The sequence below is a fragment of the Martinezella tropici genome, from assembly GCF_003287875.1.
GTDB lineage: Bacteria > Pseudomonadota > Alphaproteobacteria > Rhizobiales > Rhizobiaceae > Rhizobium > Rhizobium tropici_C.
This window is the reverse complement of sequence record NZ_QMKK01000061.1, coordinates 170,831-187,818: the sequence shown is the minus strand read 5'-3', so window position 1 is coordinate 187,818 and position 16,988 is coordinate 170,831. Positions and strand designations below refer to the sequence as shown.

At 59.8% G+C, this 16,988-nt stretch carries 12 protein-coding genes; 5 read left to right on the top strand and 7 right to left on the bottom strand.

Features of this window, described 5'->3' with window-relative positions:
• The first annotated feature begins 74 nt into the window (after nt 1–74).
• On the top strand, nt 75–1,805 hold the full coding sequence (locus DQ393_RS31880) for a GMC oxidoreductase (protein WP_112345670.1): 1,731 nt from the start codon (nt 75–77) through the stop codon (nt 1,803–1,805).
• Here DQ393_RS31880 and DQ393_RS31875 read toward each other — a convergent pair.
• The 6 genes from DQ393_RS31875 to DQ393_RS31850 all read right to left on the bottom strand — a co-directional run bounded on the left by DQ393_RS31875 (nt 1,787) and on the right by DQ393_RS31850 (nt 11,314).
• A complete protein-coding gene (locus DQ393_RS31875) occupies nt 1,787–2,626 on the bottom strand; it encodes a methyltransferase, TIGR04325 family (protein ID WP_245430533.1) in 840 nt (279 codons plus the stop codon). The two genes, DQ393_RS31880 and DQ393_RS31875, sit on opposite strands and share 19 nt — an antisense overlap.
• 34 nt (nt 2,627–2,660) lie before the next feature.
• Entirely contained in the window at nt 2,661–4,178 is a 1,518-nt protein-coding gene (locus tag DQ393_RS31870; protein WP_112345668.1) for an oligosaccharide flippase family protein, read from the bottom strand.
• A 433-nt stretch (nt 4,179–4,611) separates the two neighbouring features.
• Nucleotides 4,612–5,304, bottom strand: a complete 693-nt coding sequence (locus DQ393_RS31865) for a sugar transferase (RefSeq protein ID WP_112345667.1) — start codon at nt 5,302–5,304, stop codon at nt 4,612–4,614.
• 131 nt (nt 5,305–5,435) lie between these two features.
• Nucleotides 5,436–6,743: a glycosyltransferase family 4 protein gene (locus DQ393_RS31860; RefSeq protein ID WP_245430532.1), complete on the bottom strand. Its 1,308-nt coding sequence runs from the start codon at nt 6,741–6,743 to the stop codon at nt 5,436–5,438.
• Between the two features lie 4 nt (nt 6,744–6,747).
• A complete protein-coding gene (locus DQ393_RS31855; RefSeq protein WP_112345665.1) occupies nt 6,748–9,999 on the bottom strand; it encodes a Wzz/FepE/Etk N-terminal domain-containing protein in 3,252 nt (1,083 codons plus the stop codon).
• Nucleotides 10,000–10,027: 28 nt separating this feature from the next.
• Nucleotides 10,028–11,314, bottom strand: a complete 1,287-nt coding sequence (locus DQ393_RS31850; RefSeq protein ID WP_245430531.1) for a polysaccharide biosynthesis/export family protein — start codon at nt 11,312–11,314, stop codon at nt 10,028–10,030.
• Nucleotides 11,315–11,690: 376 nt separating this feature from the next.
• Between DQ393_RS31850 and DQ393_RS31845 the strand changes: the two genes are divergently transcribed.
• Entirely contained in the window at nt 11,691–12,887 is a 1,197-nt protein-coding gene (locus tag DQ393_RS31845; RefSeq protein ID WP_112345663.1) for a glycosyltransferase, read from the top strand.
• A gap of 238 nt (nt 12,888–13,125) precedes the next feature.
• Nucleotides 13,126–13,377, top strand: coding sequence for a hypothetical protein (locus DQ393_RS31840; protein WP_146759012.1), 252 nt, complete (start codon nt 13,126–13,128; stop codon nt 13,375–13,377).
• A 73-nt stretch (nt 13,378–13,450) separates the two neighbouring features.
• On the opposite strand, the gene DQ393_RS31835 is transcribed toward DQ393_RS31840, so the two are convergent.
• The gene (locus DQ393_RS31835; RefSeq protein ID WP_112345661.1) at nt 13,451–14,521 is read right to left on the bottom strand and encodes a LacI family DNA-binding transcriptional regulator; all 1,071 of its coding nucleotides are present in this window, start codon (nt 14,519–14,521) and stop codon (nt 13,451–13,453) included.
• A 221-nt stretch (nt 14,522–14,742) separates the two neighbouring features.
• Between DQ393_RS31835 and DQ393_RS31830 the strand changes: the two genes are divergently transcribed.
• Both DQ393_RS31830 and DQ393_RS31825 read left to right on the top strand, forming a co-directional pair.
• The gene (locus tag DQ393_RS31830) at nt 14,743–15,696 is read left to right on the top strand and encodes a sugar phosphate isomerase/epimerase family protein (protein ID WP_112345909.1); all 954 of its coding nucleotides are present in this window, start codon (nt 14,743–14,745) and stop codon (nt 15,694–15,696) included.
• Between the two features lie 58 nt (nt 15,697–15,754).
• Nucleotides 15,755–16,987, top strand: a complete 1,233-nt coding sequence (locus DQ393_RS31825) for an ABC transporter substrate-binding protein (RefSeq protein ID WP_112345660.1) — start codon at nt 15,755–15,757, stop codon at nt 16,985–16,987.
• The last annotated feature ends 1 nt before the right edge of the window (nt 16,988 follow it).

Sequence of the window (16,988 nt, the reverse complement as noted above, 5' to 3'; positions counted from 1 at the left end):
GCCTATGCCAATCGAACAATTATCCGAGCGCTCGCGATACTGGTAAAAACGGGAAAAGCGGATGGAAAACGACCATGATGAGCCGCGACTTAAGCTCTATGCCACATGGCATTGAAATATATGCAGATATCGCCATTATCGGCGGCGGTCCGGCAGGCATTGCGATCGCGCGCGAGCTTGCCGATACGCAGATCCGCGTCCTCGTCATCGAAAGCGGTGGCCACGATTACGAAGCCGAGATCCAGGCGTTGAACGCCGTCGAAAATATTGGGCAGCCTTCCGCTTCGGCGGTGGGTACGCCGGAGGGGCGAGGCTATAATGGCAGTCTGGCATGGCTGAACGATATTCCGGCATTCGAGCTGCGAAATCGCATGCTTGGCGGTAGCAGCCATACATGGATCGGAAAATGTGCCGCCTTCGATGACATCGACTTCGCCAACCGGCCCTGGCTGCCGCTGTCCGGCTGGCCGATCGATCGTCGCGAACTGCTGCCGGCCCTCGACCGCGCCGGGGAGCTGCTCAATCTCGGGCCCAATCTCTATGATGAAAGCCTGCTTGGCCTGCTGCATTCGCGTCCCGATGATCTCGGTCTGGACACGCAGCTGCTGCGGCCCTTCTTCTGGCAATTCAGTCATATGCGCCATCCGCGCGCCGAGCCGACACGTTTCAATCGCCTTGCCCTCGACATCAGGGCAACGAATATAGATTTTCTGATGCATGCCACGGTGGTCCAGATCAATCTCGACAGCCCCGGCCGGCGAGTGACCTCGCTGGATCTCAAAAGCGCGACCGGCCGGAGCGCAAGCGTGCGTGCGGATACGGTCATTCTTTGCGGCGGCGGCGTCGAGAATGCACGGCTCCTGCTTGCGTCGAATTCCGCCCAGTCTGCGGGCATAGGCAACGCGCACGGCATCGTGGGACGCTATCTCTGCGATCATCCCCGTACGTCGCTCTGTCGCTTCACAGGGCGTGACATTGACGCCATTGCGCGGCATTTCAATTTCTACGGCCTTGGCCATGGCGGGCGGACGCACTTCTATCTCAGAGGCATGTCCCTGAGCCCGGAAATGCAGGCGCGCGAAGGCCTCACCAATTGCGCGGCCTATCCCGTTCAAGTCCACGCCGATGACGATCCCTGGGCGGCACTGAAACGTTTGACGAAGGGAGCGGGCAAGACAGTCAAGCGCGATCTGCTGGCGGTCGCGAAATCGACCGACATGATCATCTCAGGACTGTATAATCGCCTTGTCCGTAAGCGTGGACTTCCGCATCGTTCGATCGAATTGCGGTTCGATGTCATGGTGGAACAGCAGCTCGATTCCGAAAGTCGTATCACCCTTGCGGACCGGTGCGATCCGTTCGGCCAACCCTTGGCACGCATCGACTGGAGGATCGGTACGCGCGAGATAGACAGCGTCAAGCGGCTTGCACTGACAATCTCGAATGAATTCACCCGTGTCGGCCTGCCGAAACCACGACTGCCGGATTGGATCGTTGCGGGCGGGAATGCCGGTGCGCAATTCATGGACATGGCGCATCCGTCCTGCACGACCCGCATGGGAACCGATCCGCGAACAAGCGTCGTCGACACCAATGCCATGGTTCATGGCATCGACGGCCTGTTCATTGCAGGCAGTTCCGTGTTTCCGACGCCGGGCCACGCCAATCCGACGTTGATGCTGCTTGCCTTGGCGATCCGGCTCGCCGACCACCTCAAGCAGAGGCACGCGGCCGCGCAAGCGCGCAAGCCGCGCGTCAGCGAACTGGATCTCTCCCTCCTTCAAGGCTACCCAAGCCGGAAATAAAAGCCGGCGCTTTCGCTGCGTCCGAGTTCGGGATGCGTGTCGATTGCGTGCGACAGGGACGGAATGGACCAGCGATCGACCTGCCTGTATCCGAGATTTGTGATATCAGCGATGAATTCAGCCTCGTTGCGCATGTGGTAGGGGACGTACGACCCGCCGATTCGTTCAAGCGTGACGACAGTGCTTTCTTTGCGAAGCGCGACTTTATTGAGGATCAGGTGACGTGGCCGAGAGGGCATTTTCATCAGGAGGCCGGACAGCGGCATATCGAGATATTGCATGAGCCCTGATCCGAGGAACAACGGCATCTCGCCCGCATCCTCGATCCGCTCGACAAAACCGAGACCGGTCAGGCCCTCCTTTTGAGCGAGATCCTGTCCGGCATGAACGATGGCGGGTAGATCATAGACAATCCAGCGAAACGAGCCTTCCAGCGGCAGCAACGGGCGGAAGGCGCGATATTTCGTTCCCATATGCCCGCCCGCATCGATGAGGCCGTCGATCTCTGGCAATAGGCTGCGAATCCAGAACAGCACCGGATAATCCCACGGCGTTAGTTGACACATTTTGGCAAAGGCAACGGTTGCGATCTCCTTGTGATCGTAGCCGGCCAACTCCCGTCTGCGGGCGGCTGCCATGGCCGCGTCGTAAGAACCATAGGCGCCGGTAAATCGTCGCGGAAAAGGGGAAAGGTAGTTCAGCCGTCCTCTTGCGAGCCTGAGGGGCGAAAGTCCGTGGGCGGCGGTTTGCTTCGCTCCCCTGAAGACCGTGCGCGCATGGTTCGACCACGATGAACTGGACCACAACGATGTTGCCATCATTTCCCTCCTTGTCCGTGCGAGCCGGTCGCCGCCATTATCGCTTGACCGGTAGAATGGAGGCCGCGCCTCCGAATATCTTTTCCAAAGCGAGCAGCGTGCAGGCGTAGATCGCGCTGCCTGCGGCCACCTGCAGCAGCACGGTCAGGATACGCCGCATGCTGAGCGTCTCGGCAAAATAGCCGAGCCCATAGACCGCCGCCGCCATCAGGGCGATCGCGACCACGACATAGCCACTCTTGCGCAAGACCTTCCCCCAACCAAGGCCTCCATAATTTTTCTGCAGATGCATGGAGGTCAAAAAGGAGATCAATGATGCCGCGCATTGGCCCCATGCCGCCGCCGTGACGCCGAAGGGCGCCAGAAGCAGAATGAGCGAGACGGAAACCAATGCGTTGAGCAGCAAGGTCGGTGGCATGCGCCTGATATTGCCTGACAAGGACAGGAGGGCCTCGGTCACATAGCCCGGCGTCAGCAGGACCTGCTTCATGGAGAGGATAGCCACCAGAACGGCGGCCGGTGCCCATTTGTCACCGAGCACGACCTCGATCAGATTGGACGAAATCAGCGAGAGGCCGAGATAGATCGGCGTGGAAATTGCCATGAGAACCATCATGAAAACCGTCGCGGCTGCGCCGGCGTCGCGAACAGGCCTTCCGTCCGAACTCATCACCATCGCCGATCGGCGAAACAGCGTCCAGGCAAGCATCCGCGCGGGCTCGCCGATGAGCTCGGAAAATGCCGCGACGATGCGCTCCGCCACACGATAATAGCCCGCCTCCGCAAGCCCGAGAAAGCTGCCGATCGCCAATGTTCCGGAATAGGAGCGCAGAAAGACGATCAGCCGGTTCGACAGGATATGGCGCGAGAATTCGAGGATCTCGCGGGCAAGAGGCCAGGTCAGATATATTCTGGGGAACCAGCCGAGCACGACCGCGGAAGCGCCAAGGCAGACCAGCTGCGACATGAGCCGGCCGGCCACGAGTGAAAATATGCTCCACCCCAACCACAGTCCTAGCATGGTGCAGCAAAGCCCGGCTATCTCGCTCGCCATCCGGATGACCGCCTGCCGGCGCAGGAGACCTCGGGCAACCAGCAGCCCGTCATAAACGGCATAAAGCGATGACGGCAAGAACCAGCCGCTGAAGAGGACCAGAAGCGCCGCTTCATGCGGGCGGCGAAAGACGAGCCATGCAGTGGCCGCAGCCGCGAGGCCGACGATCGTCACGAGCATACCGGCAATGATCGAAATCGTGCCGACCTGGTCGAGCTCCCGCGCGCTGCATTCGGCCTTCATGACGAACTCGCCCCATCCGCCTTCCGCAATCACGACCAGCATGATCATGATGGCGGAGCTGAAGGCGTAGAGGCCGAATTCCGCCGATTCCAGCACGCGAGCGGCAACGAGGAATATAAGGAGCTGGACGACCTGCGCGACGATTTTCGAAACGAGGGTCGATGCTCCGTCGCCGACCACCGATGGCAGGCGAGAGCGGAGCCAATGCCGCAGGCCAGTCCAGCCAACGCTCTTGCGGCGAAGCGGGAAATTGTCCATCAGCGCACCGTCTCAGCGGCTGGACAGGGGGCGAAACTCGTTTTCAGGCCAGTTGATGAAGAATTTTTCGCGAAATAAAGCAAGAAGTTGCATAGTCTCATCCAGTTTTGCACCAGATAAAATGTGTAGTGTTCCCATTCAGGACATGATTCCGTGCCATGAAGCGCTGCCCGTAAGCAGGGAAAGCCGGAATTATACGATCTTATTTCACGAAGACTTCTACCCTGACCCCCAGGGTCGGATCGAAATTCTCGGCAATAGAAGAGGAGCTTGCCGGCAAACATTATGAAACACCACGCAGAGCCCCTTATGAAAGACGATAACCATGATCCCGTCGCCGCAGGACAGCCGGGCAGATCGAGACAGAAGTACCTCCTTCGGTGGATACTGGTACTCTTCTGTGTCATCGTGTGGGTTGCTGTAGCCGCGCTCTTCATTTGGTGAGACGTTCTTTTTCATTGCGCGCGAGCAGGACGACACCGGCGGTTTTGACGAGAATCGCGAAGTCGGTACGCATTGAACGGCTGTGGAAATAATCCACATCGAATTGAACGCGCTCTTCATAGGTGGTGTCGGCGCGGCGGCTGACCTGCCAAAGTCCGGTGATGCCGGGTCGCAGGCCCAGATAGCAATAGAGATCGGATCCGTAGCGCTCGAGCTCCGAGGCGACGACGGGGCGAGGTCCGACCATGCTCATGTCGCCGCGCTGGACATTCAGCAACTGAGGCAATTCGTCGGCACTGCTCATGCGCAGATATTTTCCGAACCAATGAACGCGCGGATCGCTCGTCAGCTTCTGCGTCGACAGCCATTCCAGCCTCCGTTTCTCGTCGCGGGCTAGCAACTCCGCCAGCTGCCGGTCGGCATCCTTGCGCATCGTGCGGAATTTCAGGCATTCGAACGGCTGGCCGTCGCGGCCGATGCGTGTGTGGCGATAGATGATCGGCCGGCCATCGACCAGGAGCAGTATGATCGTAATCAGGAGCAGCGCCGGCGCCAGAAACAGCAATGCCGCTCCGGAAAGAAGAATGTCGACAATGCGTTTGGAGCGGCCCAGCCGTTCCGCCCGCTTCATGTCGCGGCGAGTTCTCTCGCCGTGGGCAACGCCGTCAATAGTCGATAACATGGCTCGGACCCCTAACCAGTCGTATGCTTCTTTCAGAGGCTGCCAGCTGCCCTCATCATTGACAATTGACCCTGCGGGCATTGGGCTAGTCCCATTGGCGTAGGGGAAGAACGCACATCTAACCACAAGCGTCAGCTCCTCTCCTCGATCAGCCGACCCGCAGCCGGAATGTCAGTGTCCATGACAATCCCTGGGCGCATCCCGACCGTATTTGCGCGCTGCAGCACGCCGTCGTAGAGCTTCAGCAGAGCCTCGAGCCATGAAGCCGGCGTGTGAGCCAGGTCGCCAGACCGGCGGATGCAATTCACACTCATCAAACGGAGTAGCATATCGTCGCTGGCAAGCCTGCGTATGCCGCTTGCGAGCGTCTCCACCTTGCCGCTTTGAAAGGTAAGGCCACAGCCAAGCATTGCAATCTCTTCACCCAAAAGTGCCGCGTCGGGTAGAATGACGGGTATGCCGCTTGTCACCGCTTCAAGAGCCGCCAGGCCGAACGGTTCAGGAACCCGCGACGAAACGACGAGCGCGCGCGCCTCCTCGAGAATGGCGCGCATCTCGTCCTTGGATTTCCAGCCGTGAATGATGACCTCCGGAAAATCCTTCTCCAGGCGCGCCCGGCCGGCGCCATCACCTATGATATGCAATTTGACGCCGGCGAGCCTTGCCGCGATCGCCGCGTCTTCGAAACCCTTTTCCGGCTCAAGCCGGCCGACGAAGAAGAAATCGCGCTTTTTCCATGGATCCGTCGGACGCGCGAGGAAGGGTTCGACCGGATTGCGGATCGTTTCTATGTTGCTCGTCTGTACTTGCCCGCGCTCGAAATAATCGCGCATGCGTTGATGGACCACCACAATATTGGCGGCAACCTGCCGGACGGGATAGTAGTGCTCCCGCACAAGATGACGCGCGGATCGCCAGATCTTCTCGTGATAGCCGCGTTTGTCGCAATTTGTCGTCAGACATGCCATCGACATCGGCGCCAGAGGGCAGACCTGGTTTTTGCGGTAGTTGGCGAACCCTCCATTCGGACAGGAGAGAAAATAGTCGTGAGCGTGCAGGACGACGCGCTCACGGACGGGCCACAGGGCGCGAAAGATCGAAGGCGACAGGATCTTCGACCAGCCATGGACGTGATAGATGGTGCCTTCGGTATCGACGCGCGAAATAAGATCCTTCAGCGAGGCATGAGCTTGCCGGCTGTAAAGGCCGCTGGCGAATGCACCGAGACGCGATTGCTGCATCAGCGGCCGCGCTGCCAGATTGACAGTTTCGGGTGCTGGTGGATCCGAGCCGGCGTCATCGCCGGCGAAATAGGTTACCGCAACCCCTGCTTTTTGCAGCAAATCGGCCGAAAGAACCGCAAGATTGGATGCTCCGCCCACCCGGACGGAGCGATCATTGATGACGACGACGCGATCAAGGCCAAACGGAGGTACCACCGCACTATTCCAACGCTTCGATATTCTGTGGCGCCAGCCTGCCCTTGAGCAGATCGCGCAATGCGATAACATTGCCCTTCAATCGTCCCTTGCGATCAACCCAGGGCTCCGGCCGCCAGACCTTGATGAGATTGGCGACGAGATTGCGGCCGATCTGCGCTGCCGCCTGCGGCACGCTCATGGTCCGCTTGCGCATGAGATAAAGCGGGTTGGCGATCTGCGAATAGCCGAGACGGACGCCGCCGGCCCGGCCGCCCTTCGTACCGAGATGAACGCCTTCCAGCTGTCTGGCGCTGACAACCTGGCCATAATGGGCGACCAGCCTGCTGAAATCGACATCCTCAAGCCAGCCATAGAAAGGCAGGTTCTCGTCGAAGCGCAAAGCGGCGGCCCTGACGATGGCCATGCGGATTGCCATGTTGCAGCCATAGGCATTGTAGATCGGCCGAAGTTGCATGGCAGGCTCGGATCGCCGCCGGCGCTTGCCATCGACCAAGCGTAAGCCATCGCGAACAGAGATACCAGGCCCGGTGATTCCGTCCGCCAGGACCTTGCCGCTGCACATGGCAACGTCAGGCTGGCGCTGGAACAGCCGTTCCGTCTCCTCGACATAGGTCGAGGTCATCAGAAAATCGTCGTCAAGGAACAGAACGATATCGGCATCCTGCACATTGTCGAGAATCCTGTTGCGCTGGCGGCAGAGGCCACGCTCCGAGATCAGAACCTGGACCGGAATGTCGAGATTCCGAAGGCAGCTTGGATCGATATCCTCCGGTGAGGACAGACAGACAACGATCTCGTCCGGCTTGCGCGTCTGGTTGGCGATATGCGGGAGAATGGACGATAGGATATCGCGGCGGCCCGAGCTTGCAATGCCGATGGCGATCTTCAAGGGACGGCTCGTCGCGTGACCCGTCAGGCGCCTTGCGGACGCGCGCAGCGGGCGCCCCTCCTGCCTGCGGCGCCAGAGGCGTGTCGGTTGGCGACGGCGCTTCTCGTAGCTGCGGTTGGCGATGATGCCGAGGATATTGATCGCCGACGTGCCGAAGCTTGCAAGCGCATCCGACAATCGTTCGACGGTCATCTTGTTCGTCTGGCCGACGACCACGACGATACCTTCGAGATAGGTGCAGATGACGCGGGTATCGGCGGAATCCTCGAAAGCCGACATATCGACGATGACGACCTTGTATTGCCGCCGCAGCAGGTCAATCTCGGCTTTCAGCGCCGGCAGATGCCCATAGCGCTGGAAGGCGGTGACGGATTTTTCGGTCTCGTCGACGGTGACGACCGGAACACCACCATGGCCGTGCACGATTCCCGCCTCGGGCTCGTGATCGGCCTTCGCGACAAGCAGGCCACCCTCCTGGGCAACGGCATAGCGGCGCGGCACGTCGTTGATGCTCAGCGCCTCCATGCCGAATTCCGTGCCGGACTCGGTCACGACGCAGCTCAGTCGGGCATTGAGGAAGTCGGCATCGATCAACACGACGGATGCGCCTTCATGCTGGTAGAGCTGGGCGAGATTGGTGGCGATCGTGGTCTTGCCTTCGCCGGTGCCGACCGAGGTGATGCCGACCACCATTGGCGCGTTCGGCGGGAATGCGGAGTCGATCGAATGCTTGACGCCGCGCAGCGCCTCGGAAAATTGCGAATAGGGCGTATCGAGCACGGATCTGAGCGGCAGCATCGTTCGCCGCCATGTGGCATTCGCCGCCACCATGCTTCCGGGGAGGAACGAGGGGCTCACATAGACGGGAACATGGCCGAGAGAGCTGATTCCCAATTCGCGCCGCAGTTTCTCGCTGGAACTGACGCGCCGGTCCAGGCCATCCCGCAAAAGTGCCGCCATGACACCGGCCGCAAGGCCAAGCATGGCAGTAAAAGGCAATACGAAGGAGGATTTTGGCCAGGTCTTCGAAAGCGGCACCGCGGCAGCCGTCACGACGCGAACATTGCCAAGCGGAAAGGATTCCTTCTGCAGGGCGCCGATCAGCTGCTGCAATATGCTCTCATACATCCGGCGATAGGTGGTGGCCCGGCTTTCCATCTCCGACAGCTCCACCCGCGCCAAATTCTTGTCGGTGCCGGCATCCTTCAATGAGGTCAACTCGTCGCTCAGAAGCTTCTCGCGGGTCTTGGCGACATCCAGATTTGCCTTGTAGAGTGCCTGGATGCGCTCGAACTCCTTGCGCATGTCACCCTTTACCCGATCGATTTCCTGCTGGGCGGCAATGATGGCGGGATTGTCGGCATCATACCGGCTTCTCAGGTTGTTGAGCTTGGTCGTTGCTGCTCCGAGATCCTCCTGGAGTTTCTGTATGCGCGAATTGTTCATCGTCTCGTCGACATCCCCCTCGATCTTGCCGCCCCCCATGAGCTGGTTGAGAGTCTCGAGCTTGGCCGATTCGGCTGCGGTCTGCGCCTTGGCAGCAACGGCCTGGCTGCTGATCTCGGACAATTGCTGCTGATCGAGGGATGAGGAGTTGCTGATCTCCATGATGCCGTTCTTGGCGCGAAATTCCTCCACGCTCATGGATGCTTCACGCGCCTGCCTGCCGACTTCGATCAGGCGCGTCTCCAGCCATCTGGCGCCGCTTTGCGCGGCGGAAGCGCGTTCGGACAGGCCGGTGCTGATATAGGCTTTCGCAATGGCATTTGCCGCCTGCGCCGCCTTGTTGGGATCGACCGAGCTGTACCCGATCTCGAGAATATAGGACTGGCCGACGCGATTGACGGAAACCCGAGAAAGGAATGACGCCATGGTCCGGCGCATCACGTCGTCACTGGTTTCCGTCTTCGCGCCATCGTCGCCATGCCTGAAATAATTGACGATGGCGCGCATCTTGTCGCGCAGGCTCGCCTGCCATGACATGCCGCCTATGATTTCCGGATCTTCCGTAAGGTTGAGTTTCTGGACGACGGCGCGCGCGATCGCTTCCGATTTGACGATCTCGACCTGGCTTGCAATTTCGGCGGCCTCGATGATGACCGTGCCGGTGAATGCATCCTGCGAGACGATGCGTCCCTGATCCGGATCCATGACGAGGCGTGTGGTCGCCAGATAGACCGGCTTGGTTGTGGCCATGTAGAAGACGCCGGCGCCAAGGCCGAGCGCGGTGAACAGGGTAAAAAGCAGCCAATGGCGCTGCACGAAACGCCAGACGTCGCGAAACGAAATATATTCGTCGTCCCCCATGCTCTTGCTGTCCGACGGCATGCTGCGCAAGCCTTTGCCGATCTCGTGAACTGCCATGACTATCGCCCCCTTGGCTCACTTATCCTTATTGGGATTGACCGGTATCGGCCGACGAGAGCGTCGTGCCGTCCAGGCTTCCCGAAATATTGTAGCGCACGTCGAGAACATCCCCCGGCTGCAGTTCGGTCGCTTCTGACGCCTTGATGGCAGCGGCCTCGTCGCCGTTTCGGGTGATCCAATATTCAAGCGGCTGGAGATCGAGCGCCTTCATGCTCTGGCTGCGAGAGAGCGAGGCACCGGAAATCTGCAGCAGCTGCAGGGTCGTGTTCCGCTTGAGTTTCGTATCCTCGATTTCCGTCTCGGCGATCTGGAGCTGTTGTCCGGCGTCCGTCTTGCGCTGGCCTTTGAGATTGAGGGCATCGCGCTCGGTCTCGCTCAGCTTCTGCTTCGCCTGCATCGATGCAACGACGAGGTCCAGCTTGCCGGCCTGCATCTCGGCAACGATCCGTTCCAGCGAGGTCTTGCGGGACGTCGTCAAGATCTTGGTATCGACCAGCTTGGAGATATCGTTCAATTCATCCTGCGCGATCTTCACCTGTTCGTCCTGCGACGACATCTTCTCATCGAGAATGTTGATTTCATTGCGCAGCAGCACTTCGAGATCCGCGGCGGCGGCAAGTTGCTGGCGCAAGGCCTCGGCCCTTGCATTGAACAGGTCGAGCTCGCTCATCATGATCTGCCAGACCGCCGACCCTTGAGGTGCTGCCTTGATCTCCGGCGGAAATGTGATTGCCGGCTGATCATTGAGTTCCGCCAACAGCCGTGCCCGCCGTGCTCCGAGCTGCTTCAGCTGCAGCTCCATGCGGCTGATTTCCCCCGCATAGCTGATCTGCTGCGCCTCTGAGTATTCCCCCCCCTGGGTTGAGCGGCGCTCGCGCCCCCCCGCCATGGCGATCGCCTGCCTGACGGTCAGGCCCGGTCTGAATTCCAGCTCGCTGCGCTTCTCTACCGCGCCGGACACGTAAACCATCGGATATTTGACGACTTCGACCGAAGCCGTGGGCGCCACCGCCAAACCGGTGATCTGCTTCAATCTTTCGCCGATAGCCGCGCTGATGTCGTCCACCGTCTTGTCGCCAACCTGCATCTGCCCGATCATCGGAACCGAGATCGAGCCCGATTGCGACACGACATATTCGCCGTTCAGCGCCGTCCATTCCTTATATTCGCCAGTCGCGGCAATCCATTCGACGATGGCGACCTTGATCCGGGCCTGGGGGCCGACACGGTAGACCTCGCTGGCTGCGGCGGCATGGCCGATGTCGAACACGCCGGCGCCGGAAAGCATCAATGCCAGTAGCCATGGCGCCATGCGCCGGGGCGGCCTGGAGATGGGATGGTAAGGCAAAGCTGAAACTCTGAACATGAGCCGAAATCTCGCTTTCGTGTCGCTTGCACCGTCGGGCAGCCGAGGCGCACCCTCTCGTAATCTTCAACGAGATCAGCAGCTGAACGCATAACGTGTAAATCCCCTACCGAAGCAACAGGGCTTATCATTTCTGACAGGGAGGAAGACGTTCCTGCAGTCACTTAGTCGGGGGGATATATCCTTGTGTGCAGGCTTCGATCCCCAGCTAAATCTTTTGGTTACTCCCTTCGGCCATTTGGATGCCGTAGTGAACCGATGTAGGCCCTGTCGCAAAAGTTGCCGTCTGACAATCTTGTTTCGACCCATGGAGGGAAGAGCAATGCGGATAGCGATCGTGCATTACTGGCTTGTGTCGATGCGAGGTGGAGAGAAAGTCGTCGAGGCGCTCTGCGACATGTATCCGGACGCCGACATCTTCACCCTCGTCTACGATGAAAGCCGCGTTTCGGAGAAAATCCGCAAACATAAGATCATCACATCGTTCCTGCAGCGGATCCCGGGGGCGGTCAGAGGCTACCAATCGCTTCTGCCGCTCATGCCCTTCGCGCTGGAGAGTTTCGATCTTTCGGATTACGACCTGATCATCTCCAGTGAATCAGGCCCGGCCAAGGGCATCATTCCGCCGCCGCAGGCAACGCATGTCTGCTATTGCCATTCGCCCATGCGCTATCTCTGGGATCACTATCATTTCTACCGATCGCACGCGGGGCTGGCATCACGGCTGATGCTGCCGATGCTTGCGCCGCTTTTGCGCTCCTGGGACGTCAACACCAGCCTGCGCGTCGATCGTTTCGTCGCCAACTCGCATCATGTCTGCGATCGCATCAGCAAATATTATCGGCGCCCTGCGACGGTGCTCTATCCGCCGGTCAATGTCGATGATTTCGCGCCGGCCACCTCGATCGAGGACTTCTATCTCTGCGCCGGCCAGCTGGTCCCCTATAAGCGGATCGACCTCGCCGTGGAGGCGTTCACCCGGATGAACCGCAAGCTGGTTATTATCGGCGAAGGCAAGCAGATGGACGAGTTGAAGCGCATCGCCGGTCCCTCCGTCACTTTCCTGGGTCGAACCCCCTTTGCAGTGCTGAAGGAGAAGCTGGCCCGGTGCCGCGCCCTGATCTTCCCCGGTGAGGAAGATTTCGGCATCGTTCCGGTCGAAGCCATGGCCAGCGGACGGCCGGTCATCGCCTATGGAAGCGGCGGGGCGCTGGAGACGGTCGTGCCGGGCGTGAGTGGTGTTCTCTTCAACACGCAGTCTGCAGACGCGCTGATCGAAGCCGTGCTCGATTTCGAGGCGACGGAGCATCGCTTTCGCCCAGAGGCGCTGCGAGCACATGCGGAGCAGTTCAGCCTGCACAAGTTCACGACGGGCATGCGGGCAATCATCAACGAGGAGCTGCTGATCCGCAAGGCCGTTAAACTTCGCAATCCCCAGGTCGTCGCAGCGGTTCAACGCGGGCTTGAGGCACAATTGCCCGCACTTGCCGCAAAGCCGCACAGCACGACGCTGCAATAGACCATGCCGAACCTTCACCTGTAATTGCCGCCGGGATAGGCACGTTCCCTCCGCGCGGGTTTCCTGCCCGCTCACTTCCCTATCATGATCTTCAGCCGAAGCTGTACACTCGCCGGACTGCGCGTCCGAAACCGTCGGTTAACCATCTCACACCTACCGTTCACACCGACGCTTCCGAAAATGAACTGATTCCATGTCCGGCTCCGGCAAGACAGGACAAGGCAAAAAGGATCCGACGATGACCGACGATGCAGCCGAGATGACGCTCCCATCCGAAATCCAGGCCTTGGAGAGCCATTACTGCGAATATCCCGGCTGCCTGAAGCGAGGTGGCCTCGGCTACGATGTCGGCGATGGAGAAAGCCAGTTTTTCTGTCATGAGCATAGATGGAGAGAGTATCGTCAAGACGGAGCGCGGCGATCGTTCTTCGAAGAAGAGGCAGCGGGAATCGAAGCCATCATGGTCGAGCCGCGAAGCATTGCCTTGTAAAGGCGCGTAAAGCACCTCCGGTGGCGATCCTCCACGGCAAGCCGCGCCCTTGGATTCGCTTTCGCATCTCGCCTTAATTGTTCGGCGGCGCCACGCTCTCCCGCAGGATCAGCCTGCTGCGAATAGTGATGCGCAGGTCCCTCTCCGTCTCCGCTTGTCCGATGGTATCAAGCAGGCGGGCGACGGCTGCCTGACCCATTTCCTCGAACGGCTGTTCGATCGTCGAGAGCGGCGGGAAGCAGAATTCGCAGACCGGCGCGCCGTCGAAGGAAACCACTGACAGATCGTCGGGAATGCGCAGGCCCGTTTGCCGGATGCGGCTGACGAAGGAGATCGCCATGTCATCGCTGGTGGCGATCACCGCCGTCGGCCGGTCCTTCAGCCGCACGAAATCGAGAGCAGCCTGAACACCGATCTCGAAGCCCTTCTGGAAATCGAGATCGCCTCCGGACCGCGACAGCGTTTGCTTCGAAATCCCGGCGTCGCGCAGAGCTTCCAGGGTGCCGCCATAGCGCTCGATATCGTGATAATTGCCCTGCGGCCCGGCGATGTAGAAAAAACGCCGGTGCCCCATCCTGATAAGCTCTGCCACCGCGTCACGCATCGCCTCGCGATCATTGGTCACGACGCTCGGTACGCCGGCATCGCTCATGTCGAGCAGCATGGAAACGATCGGCAGGCCGGCATTCGCCAGAGATCTGCCATCGATTTCCGGCAGTTTCGACGAGAGGATGATGGCGCCACGAATGGTGCCGCCGAAGGCGAGATTGAGAATATGCCGTTCCGACTCCGGGTCACGGCCAAGATTGGCGATCATCAGGTTGTAGCCATTCTGCAGCAAGGCCTTGTTGATGCTCTGCAGGACATGCGGAATGACCTGGGAGACGCCGTAATAGAGCGATCCTGGAAGAATGATCATGATGGTGTTGGATTTACCCACCCTGAGACCACGAGCCATGGCGTTAGGCGTGTAGCCGAGCTGCTTGGCTGCCGCATCGATCTTGGCGCGCGTCTTCTCGTTGACACGTCCGGGATTGGCAAGAGCGCGGCTGACCGTAGAGATCGCGACCCCTGCGAGCCTCGCGACATCGGCCATCAACGGTCCGGATTGCTCCTCGACGGGCATATCCTTGTTATTTTTCACTTTTTTGTTTCCTTCCCGGTGCCTGACGTGGCGGATGCTATGGCAATTCCCGCCGTTTAGCAAACGTTTGCCAAAAATCGCTTGCATATGGAAACGACTTGTCTACTATCAAGTTATGGCAAACGATTGCCAAAGCATAGTGCATTGAAATCATTATGGATTATTCGCTGCTGGATGTGTTCTGCAGACGATTGTCCTTGGCTTTGAGAACGGACAGCATCATGGGCTCGACCGAACGGCTTCGCTTTGGCGTGGATCTCGTCACCTTTTTCCATCCCGGTTTCTGGGGCGTCGAGGATTACGACGGCATTATCGCGCTGTCGCGCAGCGAACCCCGCGCCTTCTGGGACAAGATCCTCGATGCCGTGCAAGCCTCCGGCGTCACCGGTGTCGAGCTGACCTTCTCTCCTTTCAACTGGCAGGATGCGACGAAAACCTATGGTTCGGTCGAAGCCTTTGCGGCCGAGCTTTCCAGGCGCGGCCTGACACTGGCAAGCGGCTTTTTTGCCGAGCTCGAGGCGGCGGGCGATTTCACCGAAGCAGCGGCGCAGGCGGCCATCATCGAAAAGGCGGAGAAGTACGCCGCGTTTCTCAAGGCCTGCGGCAGCGACATCATGGTCATCGGCGCGCCGCTTCGCCAGACGCCAGGCGCCGAGCCCGTGCGGTTCTTCGATTTCGAGCAGGCCCGCAAAATCGCCGACTTTCTCAATCGCCTTGGCGCCATCCTCTACGCAAAGGGTGTGCGGCTTGCCCTTCACACGGAGGCGCATTCGATCTTCGCCGCATCGCGGGATGTCGATCTTCTGATGCTGCTGACGGATCCCGCCTATGTCCACATGTGCCCGGACACCGCCCACATCATCGTTGCCGGTTCCGATCCGCTTGAGGTCGTCGACCGCCATCACGAGCGGGTCATCATCGCCCATTGGAAGGATGCGCTCGGACCGATGCCGGCAGATACGCCGATCGACGAGCATATTCACGATCGCCATCGCCCCTATTTCTGCGGCTTCGGCCTCGGCCGTGTCGACTGGCCGGGCTGGATCAGGCTGCTGCGCGATCGCGGCTACGAAGGCTGGGCCATCCTTGAGCTGGATGCGGCTCCCGATCCCGTCGGCGACATCGCCAACGGCTTGACGCTGGTAAGGCAGGCATTATTGCCGATCTATCGCTGATTTCATGACCTGAAGACCAATGGCCCCGCAAAGAGGGCCTTCTTGAAGAGGTGGAACGATGAAGAATACGATGAAATTGCTCATGGTGGGGGCAGCACTCGCGGCAGCCTCCGCTCCGGCCCATGCCGAAGACAAGGCAAAGGCTGAAGTCATGACCTCATGGACATCAGGCAGCGAAGCGGCCGCCCTTGATGTCATCAAACAGGAGTTCGAAAAACGCGGCGGGGTCTGGAAGGATTCGTCCATTGCCGGCTTCGGCGCCGCCGATGCCGCCTTTCAGAACCGCCTGGTCGCCGGCGATCCGCCGACCGCCAAGCAGGCGGTCATCGGCCTTGCCAATGCAGATTTCGTCAGTCAGGGCCTGCTGAGCCAGATCGACGATCTCGCGAAAGCCGGCAAATGGGCCGACATACTGCCCAAATCGATCCATGACCTCATCACCTATAATGGCCAGGTCTATCTTTCCCCCACCGGCGCTCATGGCGAGAGCTGGGCCTTCTATTCCAAGGATGCCTTCGCCAAAGCCGGGGTGAACGAGGAGCCCAAGAGCTGGGACGAATTCTTTGCCGCACTCGACAAGCTCAAGGCCACCGGCGTGCAGCCGGTCGCCTGGGGTGGCCAGTCCTGGCAGGAAGCCAAAGTCTTCAACATGATCCTGCTGACGCAGGTCGGCATCGATGGCTTCCTCAAGATCTATGCCAACAAGGACAAGGGCGATGCATCCGTCGAGGGCGTGAAGAAGACGCTCGATATTCTCGGCAAGCTGCGAGGTTATGTCGACGAAGGTGCCGCAGGACGTAACTGGAACGACGCCACCGCGATGGTCATCACCGGCAAGGCCGGCGTACAGTTCATGGGCGACTGGGCCAAGGGCGAATTCGTTGCGGCGGGCAAGCAGTTGGGCAAGGACTACGGCTGTATGCTCGTTCCGCAATCCCCCGGAATGGTCTATGTCGCCGATGCCTTCTCCTTCCCGAAGATCGCCGATGCGGCATCGCAGAAGGGACAGGCACTGCTGGCTGAAGTCGCCATGGACCCGGCGGTTCAAGTCGCGTTCTCGCTGAAGAAGGGCTCGGTGCCGATGCGCACGGACGTCGACAAGTCGAAGCTCGATATGTGCGCGCAGAAGGGATTGGAGCTGATGGGCGCCGGCAAGATCGTTCCGGACCAGGCGCTGATCCTCTCGCCGCAGCAGGCAGGCGCACTCAACGACTTCGTCGACGAGTTCTGGAGCAACCCATCGGAAGACAGCGCCTCCGGTGCCGAGAAGTTTTTCGGGATCTTCGAATAGC